Here is a 19,562-nt window from a genome sequence, read left to right as displayed (position 1 = left end):
CATCGTCGCGGTGGCAAGGCCGCCGTTTCCTGCCAGTCTGGCCCTGCACACACCACGAGAGCAGGGAGTACGCGATGACGGTTATCAGCCAGGTGATCGGTCGGCAGGTCCTCGACAGCCGCGGTAACCCCACCGTCGAGGTCGACGTGGTCCTGGAGGACGGCTCGACCGGCCGGGCCACCGTGCCGTCCGGCGCGTCGACCGGGGCGCACGAGGCGGTCGAACTGCGCGACAGCGACCCGGCCCGCTTTCACGGCAAGGGCGTCAGCAACGCGGTCGCCGCGGTCACCGGCGAGATCGCCGAGGCGGTGCTCGGCCTCGACGCGGAGGACCAGGCGCTGGTGGACGAGACGATGATCGAGCTGGACGGCACGAAGAACAAGGGCCGCCTCGGCGCGAACGCGATCCTGGGTGTCTCCCTCGCCACGGTGAAGGCCGCGGCGCTCGCCCACCGCCAGCCGCTCTACCGCTACGTGGGCGGAGTCGGAGCCCGCCTGCTGCCCGTGCCGATGATGAACATCGTCAACGGCGGCGCGCACGCCGACAACCCGCTCGACTTCCAGGAGTTCATGATCGCCCCGGTCGGCGCGCCGAACTTCTTCGAGGCCGTACGCATGGGCTCCGAGGTGTTCCACACCCTGCGCCGCTCCCTGGCCGCGGCCGGACACAGCACCAACGTCGGTGACGAGGGCGGCTTCGCACCGAACTTCGCGACCGCCGACGAGGCGCTGCAGTTCGTGCTGAGCGCGATCGAGGAGACCGGCTACGAGCCCGGCAGGGACATCACGATCTGCCTGGACCCGGCCAGCTCCGAGTTCTTCCGCGACGGCGTCTACGACTACGCCGGCGAGGGCCGGACCCGGGCAGTGGACGAGCACATTGACTACCTCCTCGACCTGGCTTCCCGGTACCCGATCAGCTCGATCGAGGACCCGATGGCCGAGGACGACTTCGCCGGCTGGAAGCGGCTCACGGCCGAGGCCGGCGATCGGATCCAGTTGGTCGGAGACGACGTGTTCTGCACCGACGTCAACCGGCTGCGCGACGGTGTCGACGGTGGTTACGCCAACGCGATCCTGGTCAAGGTCAACCAGATCGGCACTCTCACCGAAACCCTCGAGACGGTGGACGCCGCGCACAAGGCGGGCTACCGGGTGGTGATGTCGCATCGCTCCGGCGAGACCGAGGACACCACGATCGCGGACCTGGCGGTGGGCGTCGGCTGCGGTCAGATCAAGACGGGTTCGTTGTCGCGCTCGGACCGGACGGCGAAGTACAACCAGCTCATCCGTATCGAGGAGGAGCTCGGTGGTCGCGCGCTCTATCCCGGCCGCCTGTGAGGCGTGGTGGTTTTTGGCGGCGGGTAGCGGGCAGCCCACCACTGACCCTATTCTACTAGCTAACTAGTAGAATGAGGTGGCGAGGTGATCGAGTTTCACCTGGACTCGCGGTCCGGGGTTGCGCCGTACATGCAGCTCATCCGACAGGTACGGCACGCGCTCCGACTCGGCGTCCTGAACGCAGGTGACAAGCTGCCCACCGTCAAGGAGGTGGTGGCCCAGGTCGCGATCAACCCGAACACGGTGTCCAAGGCCTACCGCGAACTGGAGTACGAGGGCCTGGTCGCGGCCCGGCCGGGGATGGGCACCTTCGTCACCCGCACACTGGGCGGCGACTCGCTGAGCAAGCACGAACCGCTGCGGCAGGACCTGGCGCGCTGGCTGACCGAGGCTCGCGAGGCTGGCCTGGACGACGAGAGCATCGAGGCGCTCTTCCTCAGCAGTTTTCGTGCGTTTTCGGAGGCCCGAGCATGACTAGTGCGCTGCTCGCGGACGGCTTGACCAAGCGGTACGGACGGCGTACCGCGTTGAAGGACTGCACCCTGGACATCCCGGCCGGCCACGTCGTGGGCCTGGTCGGGCCGAACGGCGCCGGAAAGTCCACCCTGCTCCAGTTGGCCTGCGGGCTGCTTGAGGCGACCGCGGGGCGGATCGAAGTGCTCGGCGCGCGGCCCGTCAGCGGGTCGTCGCAGGTCGGATTCGTCGCGCAGGACACTCCGGTGTACGCGGGTCTCACCATCGCGGACCACCTGCGGATGGGCGCGCACCTCAACCCGTCCTGGGATGCCACGCTTGCCGACCGGCGGATCGCACAGGTTGGCCTGGACCCGGCACAGAAGGCAGGCAAGCTCTCCGGCGGCCAGCGCGCCCAGTTGGCCCTGACCGTCGCAGCAGCGAAGCGGCCCAATCTGCTGTTGTTGGACGAGCCGGTGGCGGCACTCGACCCGCTCGCGCGGCGCAACTTCCTGCAGGGGTTGATGGAGCTGACCGCCGAGCAGGGCATGAGCATCGTGATGTCCTCGCACCTGGTCGCGGACCTGGAACGGGTCTGCGACTACCTGATCGTGCTGGTTGCCTCTCGGGTCCAGGTGGCCGGTGACGTGGACGATCTGCTCGCCACCCACCACCGCCTGGTCGGGCAGCGGCGCGACACCGCCGACCTGGGCGCCGGGCGAGCCTTGGTGGAGCAGAGCCACACCGACGTGCAGTCGACCCTGGTGGTACGCAGCACCGCGCCGATCGACGACCCGTCCTGGCAGGTCGACCAGCTGGACCTGGAAGACATCGTGCTGGCGTATATGAGCGGAGCCGCCGACAACGGGTCGGACCAGGTGCGGGAGGGACAACGATGATCTGGATGACCTGGCGGCAATTTCGGACTCCGGCGCTGGCCACCGGCGCCCTGCTGCTGGTGCTCCTGGGCGGTCTGGCGCTGACCTGGGCGGAGGTGACGGACTTGGCTGCGCGGACCGGATACACCGGCTGCCAGGGCGATTCTTGCCGCGCCGCCGGCGAAGCATTCCTCCAGGCGCTGCAATCGGGATGGGCCAGCGAGATCCACCTCGCCGCCATCGCGGCGCTGTACCTGTTGCCCGCCCTGGTGGGCATCTTCTGGGGCGCGCCGCTGGTGGCTCGAGAGTTGGAGTCCGGCACGTACCGGATGGTCTTCAGCCAGTCCGTCAGCCGGGGCCGCTGGCTGCTGGTCAAGCTGGCGGTCGGCGGCGGGGCCGCGGCGCTCAGCGCCGGGGTGCTCAGCCTGATGCTGAGCATGTGGGCGCAGCCGATCGACGGGGCCTCGGCAGACCGGATGAACCCGCTGGTGTTCGCGGCCCGGGGAATCGTGCCGGTTGGCTACGCGGCCCTGGCGTTCGTGGTGGGTGTCACCACCGGGCTCCTGCTGCGGCGGACCCTCGCCGCGATGGCGGTGACCCTACTGGTGATCGTCAGCCTCCAGATCGCCGCGCCGTTCGTGGTGCGCCCCTGGCTGGCCCAGCCAGCCACCACGGTCAGTCCGCTACAGGTGGACGGGGCCTACGGGATCTCGATGAGCGCCGACACCGGGCGGATGACGCTGCACGTCGAGCCCGAGCGCAGGGGTGACTGGGTCGTGTCGAGCGCCACGATCACCTCGACCGGAGCCGAGTTCAGGGGGCCGGCGGACATGACCCAGTGCGGTCCCAACGCACCGCGTGACCGCGAGACGTGCCCGAGGTGGCTGGAAGAGCAGAACCTCAGTCTGAAGGTGACCTACGTGCCCGGCTCGAAGTTCTGGAACCTGCAATGGCGGGAGGTCGGCGTCCTGTTCGCGTTGACCGCCGTGCTGTCCCTGTTCTCCCTCTGGTGGATCAGGCGTCGGTTGGTCTGACGACAGAAAACGTCGCGGCGACGACAGCCCACGGTCGTGGGTCGTCGTCGCCGCGTCGCCGCAATTGTTGGCGAGCCACAACCGCTACGGGATCGGACGCCCCAGGCGGGCGCAGGTGTTGGTGCCGCCAGCGAGGCTGGGGAACTTCAGGGTCGCCCGTGACTGCGGCCCGAACTGGCCGTCCGAGCTGATGCCCGCCTTGCTCTGGGCGAACTTCAACGCGTTGAAGGTCAGCTCGCCGAACGACGCGTCCGGCTCAAGCAGCCTCCTACCCGCGGGCTTCAGATAGCAGTCGTTCAGGGCCCACTGAAGGGCCAACGTGCCTGGCCCATCGTCGCCCCAGAGCAGCGAGCACGGCAGCGCGCCGTACTGGCCGATGGGCGCGGCAACCCGGTAGCCCGCCTGGTTCATGGGGTACTCATAGGACTCGCACTCGGGTTGGCTGCGAGCGTAGGCCGGATTGGCGGCCACCAACGTGCCTGCGATCGCGGCCGCGAACAAGGTGCACAGTGCTACCAGACGTTTCATGGAACTCCCGTTCATCGCGATGGTGTGCAGCCCTTGCCCTCTTAGCTGCCGTGGCTCGTGTCGGTCCACGAGCTGTCGCCAGGCATCCTGAACCAGGCGACTCCGTCCGAGATCCTGTCCCGGATGAGGAAGGTTCGGCCGGCCTTACGTCCGAGGTACGTGTAGTACAGGTAGGTGCCGTCCGACCTGTCAAAGCGGTAGCCCCACAGGGAGTTCATGCTTGCCGCTTCCCAGGTCTCCGGACCAACCCAGCCGTCAGCGTCGATGTCGACCGCGTGTGCGGCGTTGTAGAGCTGCTGCCAGTGGATCGTGGCGTTGTGCGTGTTGGGCCCGAAAGCCCCGTCAATGTCGCTGTAGCCTTCATCCGCCCAGAGGTGCCGCTGCCAGAAGCGCACGAGATTGCCGCTGTTGACGCACGGGGCGGCTTCCTTGCAGAGCATGTGAAGACCGGGGTAAGTGGTGTGCGCCGACGCGGGACTCGCTGTGACCAGTGCGGCTCCCAGCACCACGGCCAGCGCGAGGACTACTTGCGATGCGATTATCCTGCTGCGCAGCCTGACCGTACTCTCGGTTTGATTCATGTAGATCCTGTTCTCGCAAGGTGAGCGGACGCATGATGCTGCGCGTGTGTCGCTGGCGCCCATGTTCCTGTCGCGCAGCTCCTCGATATCCGTCAAGTCCATCGAGGTTGATCGCCGGGTTCACCGTGGACCAGGAATGCGTTGACCGGTAGCGCGGCGCGCACCGGACAAACAACGTCGGACAAAGGCCTGGCGGCTGCGCTGGTCAGACGCGTACCCGCGCCCTCACTGTCAGCCGCCGACTTCGCTGCCGCGTGCCTGATGCGCAGGGCTGATACCCCAACGACCGCTCGCGAACGTGGCGAGTCGTGATCGTTGATCCTTGTGGCGGCGATCTGCGCAGGAGCAGTCGGCGACCTCGCAGGCACGCGGGCGGCGCCGCCATCATGTGAAGAGTGCCCGGCACATTACGACTTGACTAACGGCATGTTATCGCTCACAGTCGATGCTTAAGGACGACGGCACCTGTGGCTTTCCGGGCAAGCCCGCATCGTCGACCTCGAATCAGACGTGCGCCAGGGCATGCAGACGTCATGTTGACGCTAACACTCTCGACGCCTGCGATCGGCCACGCCTCGCGGTGCGCCCATCTCCGGGCAGACCGTTCAGCTCTTGGTCATTGGAGGAGCGTCATGCCTGTCAGAGATAGACGTTCATCAATTATATTGCCGCCGTCTGGACGGCGCCGTTGGTTGCTGCGGACCGTCGCCGCTGGCGTGGCAGCGGTGGTGGTCGGAGCTGCCGCCGCAGTGGCGACGTCGGCACCCGCCGCCGCAGCGACCGTCGATACGAGCGCGTGGTACGTGTTGATCAACCGCAACAGCGGCAAGGCCCTGGACGTGTACAACCTGGCCACGAACGACGGCGCGCGGATCACGCAGTGGGCGCGGAACAACGGCAACCAGCAGCAGTGGCAGTTCGTCGACTCCGGCAGCGGGTACTACCGTCTGCGGTCGCGGCTGTCCGGCAAGGTGTTGGACGTCTACAACTTCTCGACCGCCAACGGCGCCAGCATCGTGCAGTGGACCGATGGCAACGGGACCAATCAGCAGTTCAGGTTGGCCGACTCCGACAGCGGCTACGTCCGGTTGATCAACCGGAACAGCAACAAGGTGGTGGAGGTGCAGGGCGCCTCGACCGCCGACGGCGGAAACATCGTGCAGTACGACGACTGGAACGGCAACAACCAGCAGTGGCAACTCGTCCGCGTCGACGGTGGAGGCAACCCCACGCCGCCGCCAGGCACGTGTGCTCTGCCGTCGACGTACCGCTGGGCATCGACGGGGTCGCTGGCGAACCCGAAGTCGGGGTGGGTCTCGCTCAAGGACTTCACCACCGTCCCCTACAACGGTCGGCACCTCGTGTACGCCACGACGCACGACACGGGCTCGACGTGGGGCTCGATGAATTTCGGGCTCTTCACGAACTGGTCGGACATGGCCTCGGCCAGCCAGAACGCGATGGCCTCGGCCACCGTCGCACCCACGCTCTTCTACTTCGCTCCGCGAAACATCTGGGTGCTGGCCTACCAGTGGGGCGGGACCGCTTTCTCGTATCGGACGTCGAGCGACCCCACGAATCCGAATGGCTGGTCATCGCCGCAGGCGCTCTTCACCGGCAGCATCTCCGGCTCCGGTACCGGACCCATCGACCAGACGCTCATCGGGGACAGCACCACCATGTACCTGTTCTTCGCCGGGGACAACGGCAAGATCTACCGGGCCAGCATGCCCATCGGGAACTTCCCGGGCAACTTCGGCTCGACATCAACCGTGATCATGAGCGACACGACGAACAATCTCTTCGAAGCGGTTCAGGTCTACAAGCTCCAGGGCCAGACCCAGTACCTCATGATCGTCGAGGCGATCGGCTCGCAGGGCCGCTACTTCCGCTCGTTCACGGCCACCAGTCTGAACGGCTCGTGGACACCGCAGGCCGCCACCGAGAGCAATCCTTTCGCCGGCAAGGCCAACAGCGGTGCCACCTGGACCAACGACATCAGCCACGGCGAACTGATCCGTAGCAGCGCCGACCAGACCATGACGGTCGATCCCTGCAACCTGCAACTGCTCTACCAGGGGCGATCCCCCAATTCGGGCGGCGACTACGGTCTCCTGCCGTACCGGCCGGGTCTGCTGACGCTGCAGCGCTGATGGTGTGACGTCGGCTTGGATGTCTGTGTGACGTCACGGACGGTGGTGTGAGCGTTGGCGCGGGGTGCGACCCGGATCGGGTCGAGCTGAAGGGGCGGGCACGGTGCGAGGCCGAGCCCGTCCCCGTCGCCACTGCCCTGTGAGCGGTAACAGTGCCCACCTTCGGTGGGCCTGCGCTGACGCACCGATGCGGCTCGTCTGCTGGTCGCCGATGATCGGATAGGCCGGGTCAATCTCGGATGGACCGGCCCGCTTCATGCCAGACATAGAGCATCTTCTACGCCTTGACGAACGGCATGTTATCGCTCACCCTCGATGTCGAGGATGACCGCGCTGCGGCTCACCGGGCGAGCCCCGCTGGTCGATCCTTGCGATCACGACGTCCCTCAGGGCATGCGGACGTCACCTCAGGACCTCAGCAGCTGCCGGCGGCAGTGTGCGGGCCTGCACGCGCCAGGTCGATCCGGGCAGTAACGACCCGCCCCGGACGCCTCGTCTGGCGGCAACTGGCGCGTCACCACCACCACCACCGCAACAGTGAGAAGGAATGACATGAGAGTGAGAAAGACACTGCTGTCGACGGCGACCCTTGCCGTCGCATTGACCGCAGGTATGACCGTGGCTATGGCCTCGACGGCCAGTGCCGGGACGACCCTGAAGGCGTCCGCCGCCGAAAAGGGTCGCTACTTCGGAGCTGCCGTCGCGACGGGCAAGCTCTCTGACGGCCAGTACGTCGGCATCCTCAACCGGGAATTCAACAGCGTCGTCCCCGAGAACGAGATGAAGTGGGACGCTACCGAGCCGCAGCAGGGGCGGTTCACCTACACCGGCGGCGATCGTCTCGTCAGTCACGCTCGGGCCAACGGCATGAGCGTGCGCGGCCACGCCCTGCTCTGGCACGCGCAGCAACCAGGTTGGGCGCAGGGTCTGTCCGGCAGCGCGTTGCGAAACGCCGCGATCAACCACGTCACCCAGGTGGCCACCCACTTCCGAGGGCAGATCCAGTCGTGGGACGTGGTGAACGAGGCGTTCGCCGACGGGGGCAGCGGCGGCCGGCGTGACTCGAACCTGCAGCGCACCGGCAATGACTGGATCGAGGCCGCGTTCCGCGCCGCCAGGGCGGCCGATCCCGGCGCGAAGTTGTGCTACAACGACTACAACACCGACGGCATCAACGCGAAGTCGACCGGCATCTACAACATGGTGCGGGACTTCAAGGCCCGCGGCGTGCCGATCGACTGCGTCGGTTTCCAATCCCACCTGGGCACCTCGCTCGCGGGGGATTACCAGGCCAACCTGCAGCGCTTCGCGGACCTCGGCGTCGACGTACAGATCACCGAACTCGACGTCATGACCGGGTCCAACCAAGCCAGCATCTTCGGTGCGGTCACCCGTGTCTGCCTGGCCGTCACGCGCTGTAACGGGATCACGGTGTGGGGAGTCCGGGACAGCGACTCCTGGCGCGGCAGCGACGACGCCCTGCTGTTCGACCGCTCGGGCAACAAGAAGGCGGCGTACACCGCCGTTCTCGACGCCCTGAACGCGGGCACCAGCCCGCCCTCCACACCTCCGCCGGGTTCGGTGGACACCAGCGCCTGGTACGTGCTGGTGAATCGGAACAGCGGCAAGGCACTGGACGTGTACAACCTCGCGACCAATGACGGTGCGCGGATCACCCAGTGGGCCAGGGGCGACGGAGCGTGGCAGCAGTGGCAGTTCGTGGACTCGGGTGGCGGCTACTACCGGCTGAAGTCCCGGCACTCCGGCAAGGTGCTGGACGTCTACAACTTCTCGACCTCTGAATCTGCGCCAATCGTCCAGTGGAGCGATGGCAACGGCACGAACCAGCAGTTCCGCCTCGCCGAGTCGTCCGGGGGTTACGTGCGCGTCATCAACCGCAACAGTGGCAAGGCCGTCGAGGTGCAGGGCGGCTCGACCGCCGACGGGGCGAACATCGTGCAGTACACCGACTGGGGTGGCAACAACCAGCAGTGGCAGTTGATCCGTATCGGGTAGCCCCGCATTTCTTCCGATCAACGGAATGGCGGGGGAAGTCCTGCCGAGGGCTGGGCCTGGAGCGCGGCGCGTGGCGGAACGACGACACAACCGTTCAACTCGGAATCCCGATAGCACTGCGAAGGAGGATCATGGTTGCCATCGGTAGGCCCGCCCGGGCCGTGTCCCGGCAACAGGGGTGGCTGTCTCTGGTCGCGGCCGCTCTGGTGGCAGTACTGGTGGGGGGCGCGCTCCTTGCGTCCCCTCCGGCACCGGCGTTGGCCGCAACGGTGGACACGAACGCCTGGTACGTGTTGGTGAACCGCAACAGTGGTAAGGCGTTGGACCTGTACAACATGGCCACGGGAGATGGCGCGCGGATCTCGCAGTGGTCGCGCAACGACGGCAACTGGCAGCAGTGGCAGTTCGTCGACTCCGGTGCTGGTTTCTACCGCTTGAAGTCGCGGCACTCGGGCAAGGTGCTCGATGTGTCCAACGCGTCGACGGCCAACGGCACCGCAATAGTGCAGTGGTCTGACCACAACGGGAGCAACCAGCAGTTCCGGCTCGCGGATTCGTCCGGTGGGTACGTACGGCTGATCAATCGAAACTCGAACAAGGCGGTGGAGGTGCAGAACGCCTCCACCGCTGACGGCGGCAACGTCGTCCAGTACGACGACTTCAGCGGCAGCCACCAGCAGTGGCAGTTGATCCGGGTCGGCGACGCCGGCAACCCCGGCGGCCAGTTCACCAACCCGGTCGTCTGGCAGGACTTCGCCGACGTGGACATCATCCGTGTCGGCGACGTCTACTACATGTCGGCCTCCACCATGCACTACTCGCCAGGCGCCCCGGTGCTGCGCTCCTGGGACCTGGTGAACTGGGAGTTCGCCGGTCACTCGGTGCCTCGGCTGGACTTCGGCGCAAAGTACGACCTGACCAACGGAAGCCATGGGTACGTGGACGGCATCTGGGCCTCGACCCTGAACTATCGGCCGAGCAACCGGACCTTCTACTGGGCCGGCTGCATCGACTTCGCCCAGACGCACATCTACACCGCCTCCGCCGTCGACGGCACGTGGAGCCGGCACACCACCATCCCCAACTGCTACTACGACGCTGGAATGCTGATCGACGACAACGACACCATGTACGTCGCGTACGGCAACGGCACGATCAGCGTTGCGCAGCTCTCTGCTGACGGACGTAGCCAGGTCCGAGCACAACAGGTGTACCAGACGCCGTCGAGCATCGGCACCCTGGAAGGGGCCCGGTTCTACAAGCGCAACGGTGCCTACTACATCTGGCTGACCCGCCCGGCCAACGGTCAGTACGTCCTCAAGTCGACCAACGGCCCGTTCGGCCCGTACGAGCAGCGGCAGGTGCTGCTCAACCTGCCGGGCCCGATCACCGGCGGAGGGGTGCCCCACCAGGGCGGTCTGGTGCAGACCCAGACCGGCTCCTGGTACTACATGGCGTTCACCGACGCGTACCCCGGTGGGCGAATGCCCACGCTCGCGCCGATCAGCTGGACCAGCGATGGCTGGCCACAGGTGCAGGCCGTCAACGGGAGCTGGGGTGCCAACTACCCCAACCCGCTTCCGCTGCACCCGGTCAAGTCACTGATCGGCACCGACACCTTCGCCGGCACCACCCTCGGCCCGCAGTACGAGTGGAACCACAATCCGGACGACAGCCGGTGGTCGGTGAACAACGGGCTGCGTCTGCAGACCGCGACGGTGACCAACGACCTCTACCGGGCCCGCAACACGGTCACCCACCGGATCCAGGGCCCGGCCTCGACGGGCACCATCGAGTTGGACTACTCGACGATGCGCGACGGCGACCGCGCCGGGCTCGCGATGTTGCGCGACACCTCGGCATGGATCGGCGTCAGACGGGACAACGGCACCACGCGTGTCGTCATGACCAACGGCCTGACGATGGGCACCAACAACTGGAACACCGTCGGCACCGGCACCGAGATAGCGAGCGCCGCGGTGTCCGGTGGGCGGATCTGGTTGCGGGCCAACGCCGACATCCGACCCGGTTCGGGCCGACAAGCGAGCTTCTCGTACAGCACCGACGGCGTCAGCTTCATCCCGCTCGGCAACGCCCTGACCCTCAACAACGCGTGGCAATTCTTCATGGGATACCGCTTCGGCATCTTCAACTACGCCACCCAGGCACTGGGCGGCGCGGTGACGATGCGCCAGTTCACCCTGGCAACGCCATGAGGTCGGTCGCGGCGCGGCGACGCACGGGCGCGAGGATCCGGTAACGGCGATCCGCCCCGGGGTAGGAGCAGCCGCTCCTACCCCGGGCACCCGGACAGGGGTTTCGCGGCCGGCACCCGCCCAGCACGCCGGCTAACGGCTGGCCCGGTTCCGCTGTGCTGCCAACCACGTGGATCACGGCTTACGGCGTAGCTCGCGCAACACACCGTGCCGGCGCACGGCCCACACGAGGCGCCGGACGCTCGGGTGCCGCACGAACAGCACCGCCGCCCGGCGGATCAGGCCCAACCGGTTGTCACTCACCTGGTTCTCAATCGCCTGCCAGATCAGACCGCGCGCCTTGGCGCTGTCCAGCACCGCCCGTACCTCGCGCCGCACCACAGGGTCCTCGGCCGCCGAAGTGATGGCGGCGACCTGACCCGGCCGGTCCCCAAGCGGCTCTAACGCGGCCGCGACGAGAGGCCGGCGCACCTCGTCCTGATCGAGCAGAAGCAACACCGCTTCCCGAATCTCGATCGTGTCCAGGCCGGACCGCAGCAGGCTCAACAGGCTGCGCTCCACCTCGCGGTCATGATCGGCCACGGACAGGGTGGCCAGCAGCACCGACACCTCCTCGAGATCAATGAGGTGTCGCAGCCCGCTGCGGAACTCCGGTAGCCCCCACGCAACCTGCAGAGCCTTGAGGAGATTGCGGTTCATGAGCCAACCGCTACCCGGAGGCGATAGTCAGCGAAACCCCGGAGACCTCTCCATCCGCAGTGACGTCGCCGCGCTCGACGTGGTGATGGCACTCGGTGGAATCTCACTGATCACCGGCGAGCCGGACCAGCGGGCGCAGGCCGCCCGCCAGTTGGACCTCCTCAGGTACGCCCTGCGACCCCTGCCCTCCGATCCGGCTGCTGGCCTTCGGTAACCCACGATCGTCGGTGCGACGATCAGCTCCCGGCTCGCCCCGCGAGCGTGCGTCGACCAGGAGCCCAGGTCACGACGTCACAGACCGTTGGCCTGACGGAGATCGGCCGCCATCTGCGATGAGTTGTGGTCGGGCTCGACACCGCCGACAAGGATCAGCTCGCCGACGAGGTGCCTCGTCCGCAAGGGCTTGATCTCCTGGTAGAGGCTGGAGCCGTACCAGGAACGGGCCTTGGTCAGGTCCGGAAACTCGATCATCACCACATCGCCCGGCCAGTCGCCCTCCAGCACGTCGACGGCTCCGCCGTGGACGGCGAAGCGCCCACCGAAGGGGTCGAGAGTGGCCTGGATGCGCTCCATGTACTGCAGCACCTCATCGTGAAGGGGCGCTCGGCGCAGATGAGCGATCGCGTACCCGGTCATGGAACTCCGTTCGTTGCCGGTGAAGGTGCGGGGTATTCCTTGTCACGAGGGGGGCAAGCGTCCGACGCGCGGCGTCGCCCGCGGTCCCCGGGTCATCACGCCTGTGGAACTCGGTCCAGGAAGCCCAGAACCTGGGTCAGGCGTCCGTCGTCGTCGGTTGTGGCCACGTCGAAGCCCACGATCGGAGCCTCGACGTCGTCTGGCCCGAGTTCCCAGGTGAAGCGGACCTGGTTGTGGTGGCCGTCGACCGGTCCGGCCAACCGGAACGTCATGCCGGGAAACTGGCCCTGCACCGCGGCGACCGTGGCGTCGATCGCATCCCGTCCCTCGGCGACAGCCAGCGGGTCAACGTAGCGGCCCTCGCGAGCCCACAGGTCGTCGATGCCCCGGCGCCGCCTGGCCGGATCGGTCTCGTTCCAGACCGCGATGTACCGCTCGGCCAGCTCATCGAACGTCGTAGCCATGGCTTCGTCTCCTTGAGTCGGGGACGGGGTGGTGCTGCCGTCACCCCGGTGGAGAAGATCCTTCCCGGCGCCGTGGCGGACTGTCGATTACCTCGCAGGTAATGGTCCCTGCGCCGGCCCGATCATTAGGGTCGGCGGCGTGCAGACCATGACCAGACCAGCGCGGCCAGTCGGGGAACTGCTCCGCGACTGGCGCCGAAGTCGCCGGATGAGTCAGCTCGACCTGTCGATCGAGGCGGGAGTCTCAACGCGGCATCTGAGCTTCGTGGAGACCGGGCGATCTCGGCCGAGCCCCGAGTTGATCCTGCGGCTGGCGGAGCAGCTCGACATACCGCTGGACGAGCGCAACACGATGCTGCTCGCCGGCGGCCACGCGCCCGCCTACCCCAGCCACGAGCTGAGCGACCCGGAACTGGCTCCGGTCCGTGCCGCCGTACGCCAGATCCTGGACGGACACAGCCCGTACCCCGCAGCGCTCGTCGACCAGCACTGGCACCTCGTCGACGCGAATCCAGCCGTCGCCCTGTTCACCGCCGGTGCCGGGCCCCATCTCCTGACCCCGCCGATCAACGTGCTGCGGCTCAGCCTGCACCCCGACGGCATGGCCCCGCGAATCCTCAACCTGCCGGAGTGGCGCGCCCACCTGCTCAACCGGCTGCGGCAACAGGCCGCGACGACCAACGACCCTGTCCTGTACGAACTGCACGAGGAGCTCCGCGGCTACCCGGGCAGCAACGGCCATCCGACCCCGATCAGCGACGCGGTCTCGAGCGTCGTCATCCCACTGCACTACCGCCACGACGACCAGGTGCTGTCGTTCGTCAGCACCACCACCCTCTTCGGCACCCCACTGGACGTCACCGTTGCAGGGCTGGCCATCGAGGCGTTCTTCCCTGGCGAGGCGGCGACCACCGAAGCGCTCCGCGCCTTCGGCACGGCGTGAACCAGCGTGGGCAGACGCACCGACATCACTCGCGCCGCAAGGGCGCCTCACGTCATGTCGCCCGCCCGCCTGGCAGGTACGGCCCGCCCCCCATTGCAGGGGGACGGGCCGCAGACGTGCGCAAGGAGGACGGGACGGCGGCGAGTCGACTATCAGATGGTGAAGCCGCCGTCGACGTTGAGCGTCGCGCCGGTGATGTAACGGCCGTTCGAGCTGGCGAGGAATGCCACTGCGGCGGCTATGTCGGCTGGCGCGGCGTAGTGGCCGAGGGCGGTCAACCCCTTGACCGTGTCGGCGTTGGGGCCGTCGGCTGGGTTCAGGTCGGTGTCCGTTGGTCCGGGATTCACCAGGTTCACGGTGATGGCCCTGTCGCCGAGTTCGCGGCCGAGCGCCTTGGTCAGACCGATCAGCGCTGTCTTGCTCATCGCGTAGAGGGAGAAGCCGGGGAAGACCGCGCGCTCGGCCACGTTACTGCCGATGTTGATGATCCGCCCACCTGCCGACATGTGGGGCACCGCTGCCTGTGCGGCCACGAACGGCGCCCGGACGTTGACCGCGACGGTCTGTTCGAAGTCTTCCAAGCTCAGTTGGTCGAGCGGTCCGAGCAGAAACGCCCCGGCGTTGTTGACCAGGATGTCCAAGCGACCCAGTTCACCGGCGACCCGGTCAACTGCGGAGATGACCGCCGCCGGGTCCGCGCTGTCCGCCTGCAGGGCGATCGCCCGCCGTCCTGCGGCCTTGATCTGGTCCACCACGTCGTTGGCGTGTTGTTGATTCTGCTGGAACGTCAGCGCCACGTCGGCGCCTTCCTCGGCCAGGCGCAGCGCCACGGCGGCGCCGATGCCACGACCGCCGCCCGTAACGAGAGCTACCTTGCCGTCAAGTGCGTTGTTCATGACGCAAAGCCTGGTCGATCAGAGCATGGTCGTCTGGCGGTGATCGGACGCGGCGTTCGTCGCCCCGGTGCCGGCCCACGTCGCGAAGCGTGCGACCGGTCGAGGTCCACCGGCACGGTGCCGTCGCGTCGTCAGCGTCAGCGTCAGGGGATGAGCAGGTCGAGCAGTTCGAATCGCTCGTACGGCTGGTTGTAGTCACCGAAGTGCCCGTCGTCGCGCACGATCTGGGTGCCGCCGAGCCGCTCGAACATGGCGCGGCCCTGTCGGTCGTCGCAGCCGTACGGATCCTCGCGTGAGTTGATGAAGGAGATGTCCCGCACGTGTGACCGGATCGCCGACCAGTCGTAGGCGGGTTGGAGGACCGGTTCCTCCGCAGTGTTGGGACGGGTGCAGTACCCAGCGACCAGGATCGCCTGGGCCACGGTGACGTCGAGATGCTCCAGGAGCGCGAGGAGGAGGGCCGCACCGCCGGAATGGCCGACGAGGACGGTGTCCTGATCGAAGGTGTGCCCGTTCAGCACCTTCGGCAGAAACGTGGCGATCGGCTCGACGTTGATGCCCGGGTAGTGCGGCACCTCGACGGCGTACCCCCGGGCCGCGAGCCGCCCCGCCAGCCAGGGATACCAGCACACGTCGGGGTTGCCGCCGGTCCCGTGCAGGATGATCGCGCTGCGGCCCACCATGTCCCCCTCGGATCGACTACATGATCAAACCACGTGATCCGCGCACGTGGAGCCCTGTGTGTCAACGCCCGGCAGGTGCGGGCCGGGGTCGGCTGCAAGGAATTCGGCGATCGAGTCGGCCAGCGCGTCTGGATTTTCGATCATGGGTACATGCCCGGTGTCGAGGCGGTCGGTCCAATCGGGGCCGAGTCGCTGAGCAGACCGCCGCTGCACGGCCATCGGCAGTTCGCGGTCCCGATCGGTGAAGACGTAGCCGCGCCGGCCGTTCCAGGAATGGCGGGCGATCGTGTCGTGGTAGAGGCCACGTGACTCGGTGGCGAAGTCCGCGATGATGCGGTCGGTGGTCTGGGCGTCGAGACCGTGAGCGAGACCGCGCCGGATCGCCGCGTTCGGTGGACGAGTCCCGGCGAGCCGCATCACCGTGCCCAGCACCCACCGGTTCGGTGCCGGCATCGCAGAGAGGAACGATCCTCGGGGCTTCGGGATCACAGCGGTCACGGCCAGCAGCGCGCTGACGCGTTCGGGTGCGAGCCGGGCGACTTCAGTGCCGATCACACCGCCGGCCGAATGCGCGACGACCGCGAATCTGCCGCTCGGCGCGGAGCCGATGGCAGCCTCGGCATAGTCACGCAAGCCGGCCCCGGCGAGCCGAGTCGGTCGAGCGGCGACGCTGACGTGGTGCGACCGGTCGAGGAGCTGCTGGACATCGTCCCAGATCCACGCCGGTAGGCCGGCGCCGCTGATGAACAGGATCGCGTGATGGGTGCTCATGACTGCATCCTCGCCAACAGTCGTGTCACTGGTGTGTCACCATTTTCGGATGAACCGCACGGACCGGCTCTACGCGCTGAGGGAAGAACTACGGCGTGCCGGCAGCGCCGGGCGCACCGCCGAACGTCTCGCCGAGGTCTTCGGGGTCAGCGCACGGACGATCAAGCGTGACGTCTCGACCCTGCAGCACGGGGGTTTCCCGGTCTGGGCGCGTCCTGGGCCCGGCGGGGGCTATGTCGTCGACAAGGCCGCCACACTGCCGCCGGTCAACTTCACGGCCGCCGAGGTCGCGGGGCTCGCCGCGGCCGTGGCAGCCCACCGGGGACAGCCCTTCGATGGTTACGCCCGTGCGGCGCTGGTCAAGGCCTTGAGCGTCATGGACACGCCGGCCCGAGAACGCGCCACCGTAACGAACGACCGCGTATGGATCGACCACACCGAGCCGGCGAGCGACGCCCGAAGTCGCCGCGCCGTCGAGCGTGCGCTGCACGAGCAACGGGTCCTCGTCGTGAACTACCGCGACCGACACAACAGGCAGACCGAGCGGCGCATCGACCCGGTGGCACTCGCCCGCACCGCGGGACAGTGGTATCTCGTGGGGTACTGCCGCAGCCGCGAAGCGATCCGCTGGTTTCGCCTCGACCGCATGATGGCCGCCCGTCTGACCACCGAACCATCCGCCTCGATCGCAGTCGACGACATCGGCACTCCGCCGGCAACCGCACAGGCCATCGCCGCCTTTTAGCGCCCGTGACGTGAAGTCACCGGCCCACCACGACCGCCGTAAGGGTGCGGCGCTGCCGCTGGCTATGCGAACCGGTCAGCGAGTCTGGTCAGCTTGGTGACGTACGCCGGCCAGTCATAGTCGTCCGGGATGTTGGTGTTGTCCCGCCGCAAGCCGATCGCGGTGTCGTGCTGTTCGCGCATCACATCGGCGTGACCGGCGTGACGAGCGAGGTCGCCGGTCACGTGGATGATGATCCTTTGCAGCGTCACGTCCTGACGACCAGGCTGCCACCACGGCACTCGCCCCGGCGCGTCGAGCGGTAACTGGTCGATCGTCTGATCCGCGAACGCCCCGACACGGCGGTACAGGTCGATCAGCCCGTCTTTCGTCTCGTCCTCCCGCGCGTACCAGTCTGCCTGCGGATCGTCGTCGTACGCCTGCATCGGGACCAGTTCCTCGGGCGTCGGGAACTCGCGCCCGAAGGTGGGCCCGAAGTAGCCGGCTTCGACGTTGAGGCAGTGCTTGAGAACTCCCAGGAGGTTGTTGCCGGTTGCGGTGCGGGGGAGCCTGGCCTCGCGTTCGGTCAGTCCGTCGAGCTTCCAGATGAGGTCGTCGCGGTTCGCCTGCAGGTAGTGGTGCAGTGCTGCCTTCGGGTCACTGAGATCAGCCATGCCCGCCAGACTGCCCCACGGGTCGGACATTCGTGCGAGCTGCCGCGTGCACGATCAGCCCCGCCGGGTGAGCCACTTCCTCGTCTCCGCTGCCTGAGCGCTCAGTGGGGGAACGCGCGGGGGACACGTGCGCTGAGGAGTTCGTCGCGGAACGCTTGGATGCGTGTGATGACCTGTCGTCTGCCGATGGTGTTCTCGATGCGGTCGAGGTACAGGCATCGGGCGGCGAGTTTGTCGAGGTCGACGGTGAAGTAGATCGCCATCAGCGGGTTGACGAACAGTTCGCCGCCGCCAGTGCGTCGGGTGAATCGGACGTCCCCGAACGCACCGCTGGTGGCGGCGGCGATCTGTCCTTGAACGATGCTCGGGCGCTCCGGGGTGGCGGTCTGCGCGTCGGCGACGGCATCGCGGTAAAGCTCGGCCTCCCGGCTGGAACCGGGGATGGACAGAGCGCCGAGGTAGCCGCCATCGCGGTCGAGCGCGGCGAGGTTCTCCAGCACCTGGACGTGATTGACGCCGTCGTAGGCGTCGATGCCAAAGCCGAGACTGGTCACCAGTTTGACCGGCACGTCCAGCGCGGCCACGGCGGCCACGCTGGTCATGTCCTCCACCGGAGTGCCGAGATCGCTCTCGTCGCCACGCAGCAGGACATCGGTGCCGCCGTCCACCAGCACCACCGCATCGATGTCGAGTTGTTCCACCAGGTGCCGGTACGCCGTCCGTAGCGGCTGGACACCGAGCGGCGGAAAGGCGTACACCGTCGACGGCAGTTCCTGCGCCGCCAGCCATCGGGCGAGCGTTCGTTCGGGGAAGTACCAGTCGGGGCTGGTGGTGTCCGGCCGTACCGCCGCGACGTGCTCCGCTACCCAGGCGTCCTGATTGATCAACTCGAGTTCCGAGAAGGAGAGGCTGGCCAGGTGCACCTGCGCTCCGGCGCGCCAGAGGGCGAACGCCAAGGGTAGGCCCGCGTACACATCGAACCCCCCGCCCGCTCCGGCGATGAGGATGCTCCGCGCCGGTGCCAGCGCGGCAAACAGTGGTGGAACGGTCAACGAGAACGCGCCAGGATCGGCAGACAGCGCGGCAGGGGTCATCACCGCTCAATGATCACTGACGGGGACAGTCGGGTCAGCCGGGCTGGTCGGTGGTCTCCTTGTCCTCGCCGTACTCGCCGCGGATGGGTAGGTAATAGGCGGGTAGGAAGAGGGCGATGATGGTGACGCCCGCGATCGGCGCGAAAGCGCCGACGAGGATGCCGCCGCCGATCCAGAGCAGCGCGAGCGCGAAGCGGCGGCCGATGGCCTGGACGCCGGCGGGGCCAAGGCTGGGGTCCAGCAGTTTGGCGTGGCGGAGATGGGCCCAAATGACGTTGAACAGGGCTGCCGCGAGCCACAGTGTGGTGCCGTAGACGATGACCGCCGTCCGCAGGCCCTGTTCCGCGCGTAACGCGCCGGCGAGCAGGGATGTGGAGAACGGCAGGAACGCGATGACCATCAGGAGCAACGTGTTGAGGAAGAGGGCCGCACGGCCGACATGCCGGACGCGGTCGAACATGACGTGGTGATTGACCCACACCTGCCCGATGAGCAGGAAGCTCAGCGTGTACGCCAGGTACGACGGCCACAACGCCCCGAGCCCTCGCACGAGATGCCCGAAGTCCTTCGGCGGTTGGATCTCCAGCACGAGGAGCGTGACGGCGATGGCGAAGACACCGTCGCTGAAGGACGCGAGTCGGCCCGGACGACGCGCGAGCCGCGGGATGTCTCTTTCGGAGGGCATGCCCCAATTTAGGTCACAGGCCGGATTTCGCTGCTCTTGCTCGCCGTGCCGGGCGCGACCGGGGGGAGGGAGGGTGATTCTGCCCCCCCCCCCC

The 19,562-nt window shown here is 67.4% G+C and carries 21 protein-coding genes; 10 read left to right on the top strand and 11 right to left on the bottom strand.

Features of this window, described 5'->3' with window-relative positions; all coding sequences use genetic code 11:
• Positions 1-74 precede the first annotated feature (74 nt).
• From eno to V6V47_RS02020, 4 genes are all read left to right on the top strand, one after another.
• On the top strand, positions 75-1,340 hold the full coding sequence (gene eno, locus V6V47_RS02035; RefSeq protein WP_334626188.1) for a phosphopyruvate hydratase: 1,266 nt from the start codon (positions 75-77) through the stop codon (positions 1,338-1,340).
• 84 nt (positions 1,341-1,424) lie between these two features.
• A complete protein-coding gene (locus tag V6V47_RS02030; protein WP_334626187.1) occupies positions 1,425-1,814 on the top strand; it encodes a GntR family transcriptional regulator in 390 nt (129 codons plus the stop codon).
• Positions 1,811-2,692: an ABC transporter ATP-binding protein gene (locus V6V47_RS02025; RefSeq protein WP_334626186.1), complete on the top strand. Its 882-nt coding sequence runs from the start codon at positions 1,811-1,813 to the stop codon at positions 2,690-2,692. The genes V6V47_RS02030 and V6V47_RS02025 overlap by 4 nt, the downstream gene beginning before the upstream one ends.
• A 5-nt stretch (positions 2,693-2,697) precedes the next feature.
• Positions 2,698-3,705, top strand: a complete 1,008-nt coding sequence (locus tag V6V47_RS02020) for an ABC transporter permease subunit (RefSeq protein ID WP_334626185.1) — start codon at positions 2,698-2,700, stop codon at positions 3,703-3,705.
• A gap of 84 nt (positions 3,706-3,789) precedes the next feature.
• On the opposite strand, the gene V6V47_RS02015 is transcribed toward V6V47_RS02020, so the two are convergent.
• Both V6V47_RS02015 and V6V47_RS02010 read right to left on the bottom strand, forming a co-directional pair.
• Positions 3,790-4,233 carry a peptidoglycan-binding domain-containing protein gene (locus tag V6V47_RS02015; RefSeq protein ID WP_334626184.1) on the bottom strand — a complete coding sequence of 148 codons (444 nt, stop codon included), beginning with the start codon at positions 4,231-4,233 and terminating at the stop codon, positions 3,790-3,792.
• A gap of 41 nt (positions 4,234-4,274) precedes the next feature.
• Entirely contained in the window at positions 4,275-4,910 is a 636-nt protein-coding gene (locus tag V6V47_RS02010; protein ID WP_334626183.1) for a peptidoglycan-binding domain-containing protein, read from the bottom strand.
• A 536-nt stretch (positions 4,911-5,446) separates the two neighbouring features.
• Here V6V47_RS02010 and V6V47_RS02005 point away from each other — a divergent pair.
• From V6V47_RS02005 to V6V47_RS01995, 3 genes are all read left to right on the top strand, one after another.
• Positions 5,447-6,967: a non-reducing end alpha-L-arabinofuranosidase family hydrolase gene (locus tag V6V47_RS02005; RefSeq protein ID WP_334626182.1), complete on the top strand. Its 1,521-nt coding sequence runs from the start codon at positions 5,447-5,449 to the stop codon at positions 6,965-6,967.
• A gap of 552 nt (positions 6,968-7,519) precedes the next feature.
• On the top strand, positions 7,520-8,983 hold the full coding sequence (locus V6V47_RS02000; protein ID WP_334626181.1) for an endo-1,4-beta-xylanase: 1,464 nt from the start codon (positions 7,520-7,522) through the stop codon (positions 8,981-8,983).
• A 131-nt stretch (positions 8,984-9,114) separates the two neighbouring features.
• Complete coding sequence (locus V6V47_RS01995) at positions 9,115-11,199, top strand: family 43 glycosylhydrolase (protein ID WP_334626180.1); 2,085 nt, start codon at positions 9,115-9,117, stop codon at positions 11,197-11,199.
• A gap of 174 nt (positions 11,200-11,373) precedes the next feature.
• Here the strand turns inward: V6V47_RS01995 and V6V47_RS01990 are convergent, their stop codons facing one another.
• Positions 11,374-11,802, bottom strand: a complete 429-nt coding sequence (locus V6V47_RS01990; protein WP_334626179.1) for a hypothetical protein — start codon at positions 11,800-11,802, stop codon at positions 11,374-11,376.
• Between the two features lie 94 nt (positions 11,803-11,896).
• Here V6V47_RS01990 and V6V47_RS01985 point away from each other — a divergent pair, with 94 nt between their 5' ends.
• A complete protein-coding gene (locus tag V6V47_RS01985) occupies positions 11,897-12,112 on the top strand; it encodes a hypothetical protein (RefSeq protein WP_334626178.1) in 216 nt (71 codons plus the stop codon).
• 77 nt (positions 12,113-12,189) lie between these two features.
• Here the strand turns inward: V6V47_RS01985 and V6V47_RS01980 are convergent, their stop codons facing one another.
• Positions 12,190-12,534, bottom strand: a complete 345-nt coding sequence (locus tag V6V47_RS01980) for a DUF1330 domain-containing protein (RefSeq protein ID WP_334626177.1) — start codon at positions 12,532-12,534, stop codon at positions 12,190-12,192.
• Between the two features lie 95 nt (positions 12,535-12,629).
• Positions 12,630-12,998, bottom strand: coding sequence for a nuclear transport factor 2 family protein (locus tag V6V47_RS01975; protein ID WP_334626176.1), 369 nt, complete (start codon positions 12,996-12,998; stop codon positions 12,630-12,632).
• Between the two features lie 148 nt (positions 12,999-13,146).
• Between V6V47_RS01975 and V6V47_RS01970 the strand changes: the two genes are divergently transcribed.
• Positions 13,147-13,941, top strand: coding sequence for a helix-turn-helix domain-containing protein (locus V6V47_RS01970; protein WP_334626175.1), 795 nt, complete (start codon positions 13,147-13,149; stop codon positions 13,939-13,941).
• Positions 13,942-14,093: 152 nt separating this feature from the next.
• Here the strand turns inward: V6V47_RS01970 and V6V47_RS01965 are convergent, their stop codons facing one another.
• From V6V47_RS01965 to V6V47_RS01955, 3 genes are all read right to left on the bottom strand, one after another.
• Complete coding sequence (locus V6V47_RS01965; RefSeq protein ID WP_334626174.1) at positions 14,094-14,837, bottom strand: SDR family NAD(P)-dependent oxidoreductase; 744 nt, start codon at positions 14,835-14,837, stop codon at positions 14,094-14,096.
• A 143-nt stretch (positions 14,838-14,980) separates the two neighbouring features.
• Positions 14,981-15,520, bottom strand: coding sequence for an alpha/beta fold hydrolase (locus tag V6V47_RS01960; protein ID WP_334626173.1), 540 nt, complete (start codon positions 15,518-15,520; stop codon positions 14,981-14,983).
• A 24-nt stretch (positions 15,521-15,544) separates the two neighbouring features.
• Positions 15,545-16,291: an alpha/beta fold hydrolase gene (locus tag V6V47_RS01955; protein ID WP_334626172.1), complete on the bottom strand. Its 747-nt coding sequence runs from the start codon at positions 16,289-16,291 to the stop codon at positions 15,545-15,547.
• A 49-nt stretch (positions 16,292-16,340) separates the two neighbouring features.
• Between V6V47_RS01955 and V6V47_RS01950 the strand changes: the two genes are divergently transcribed.
• On the top strand, positions 16,341-17,036 hold the full coding sequence (locus V6V47_RS01950; protein ID WP_334626171.1) for a helix-turn-helix transcriptional regulator: 696 nt from the start codon (positions 16,341-16,343) through the stop codon (positions 17,034-17,036).
• Positions 17,037-17,098: 62 nt separating this feature from the next.
• On the opposite strand, the gene V6V47_RS01945 is transcribed toward V6V47_RS01950, so the two are convergent.
• The 3 genes from V6V47_RS01945 to V6V47_RS01935 form a co-directional block, all read right to left on the bottom strand.
• Positions 17,099-17,689, bottom strand: a complete 591-nt coding sequence (locus tag V6V47_RS01945; RefSeq protein WP_334626240.1) for a DinB family protein — start codon at positions 17,687-17,689, stop codon at positions 17,099-17,101.
• Between the two features lie 101 nt (positions 17,690-17,790).
• Positions 17,791-18,783, bottom strand: coding sequence for a DUF1152 domain-containing protein (locus V6V47_RS01940; protein WP_334626239.1), 993 nt, complete (start codon positions 18,781-18,783; stop codon positions 17,791-17,793).
• A 34-nt stretch (positions 18,784-18,817) separates the two neighbouring features.
• The gene (locus V6V47_RS01935; RefSeq protein ID WP_334626170.1) at positions 18,818-19,468 is read right to left on the bottom strand and encodes a TMEM175 family protein; all 651 of its coding nucleotides are present in this window, start codon (positions 19,466-19,468) and stop codon (positions 18,818-18,820) included.
• Positions 19,469-19,562 lie beyond the last annotated feature (94 nt).

Source organism: Micromonospora sp. CPCC 205539 (genome assembly GCF_036906815.1).
GTDB lineage: Bacteria > Actinomycetota > Actinomycetes > Mycobacteriales > Micromonosporaceae > Micromonospora.
The sequence above is the reverse complement of the archived record's forward strand: the minus strand, read 5'-3'. Positions and strand labels throughout refer to the sequence as shown.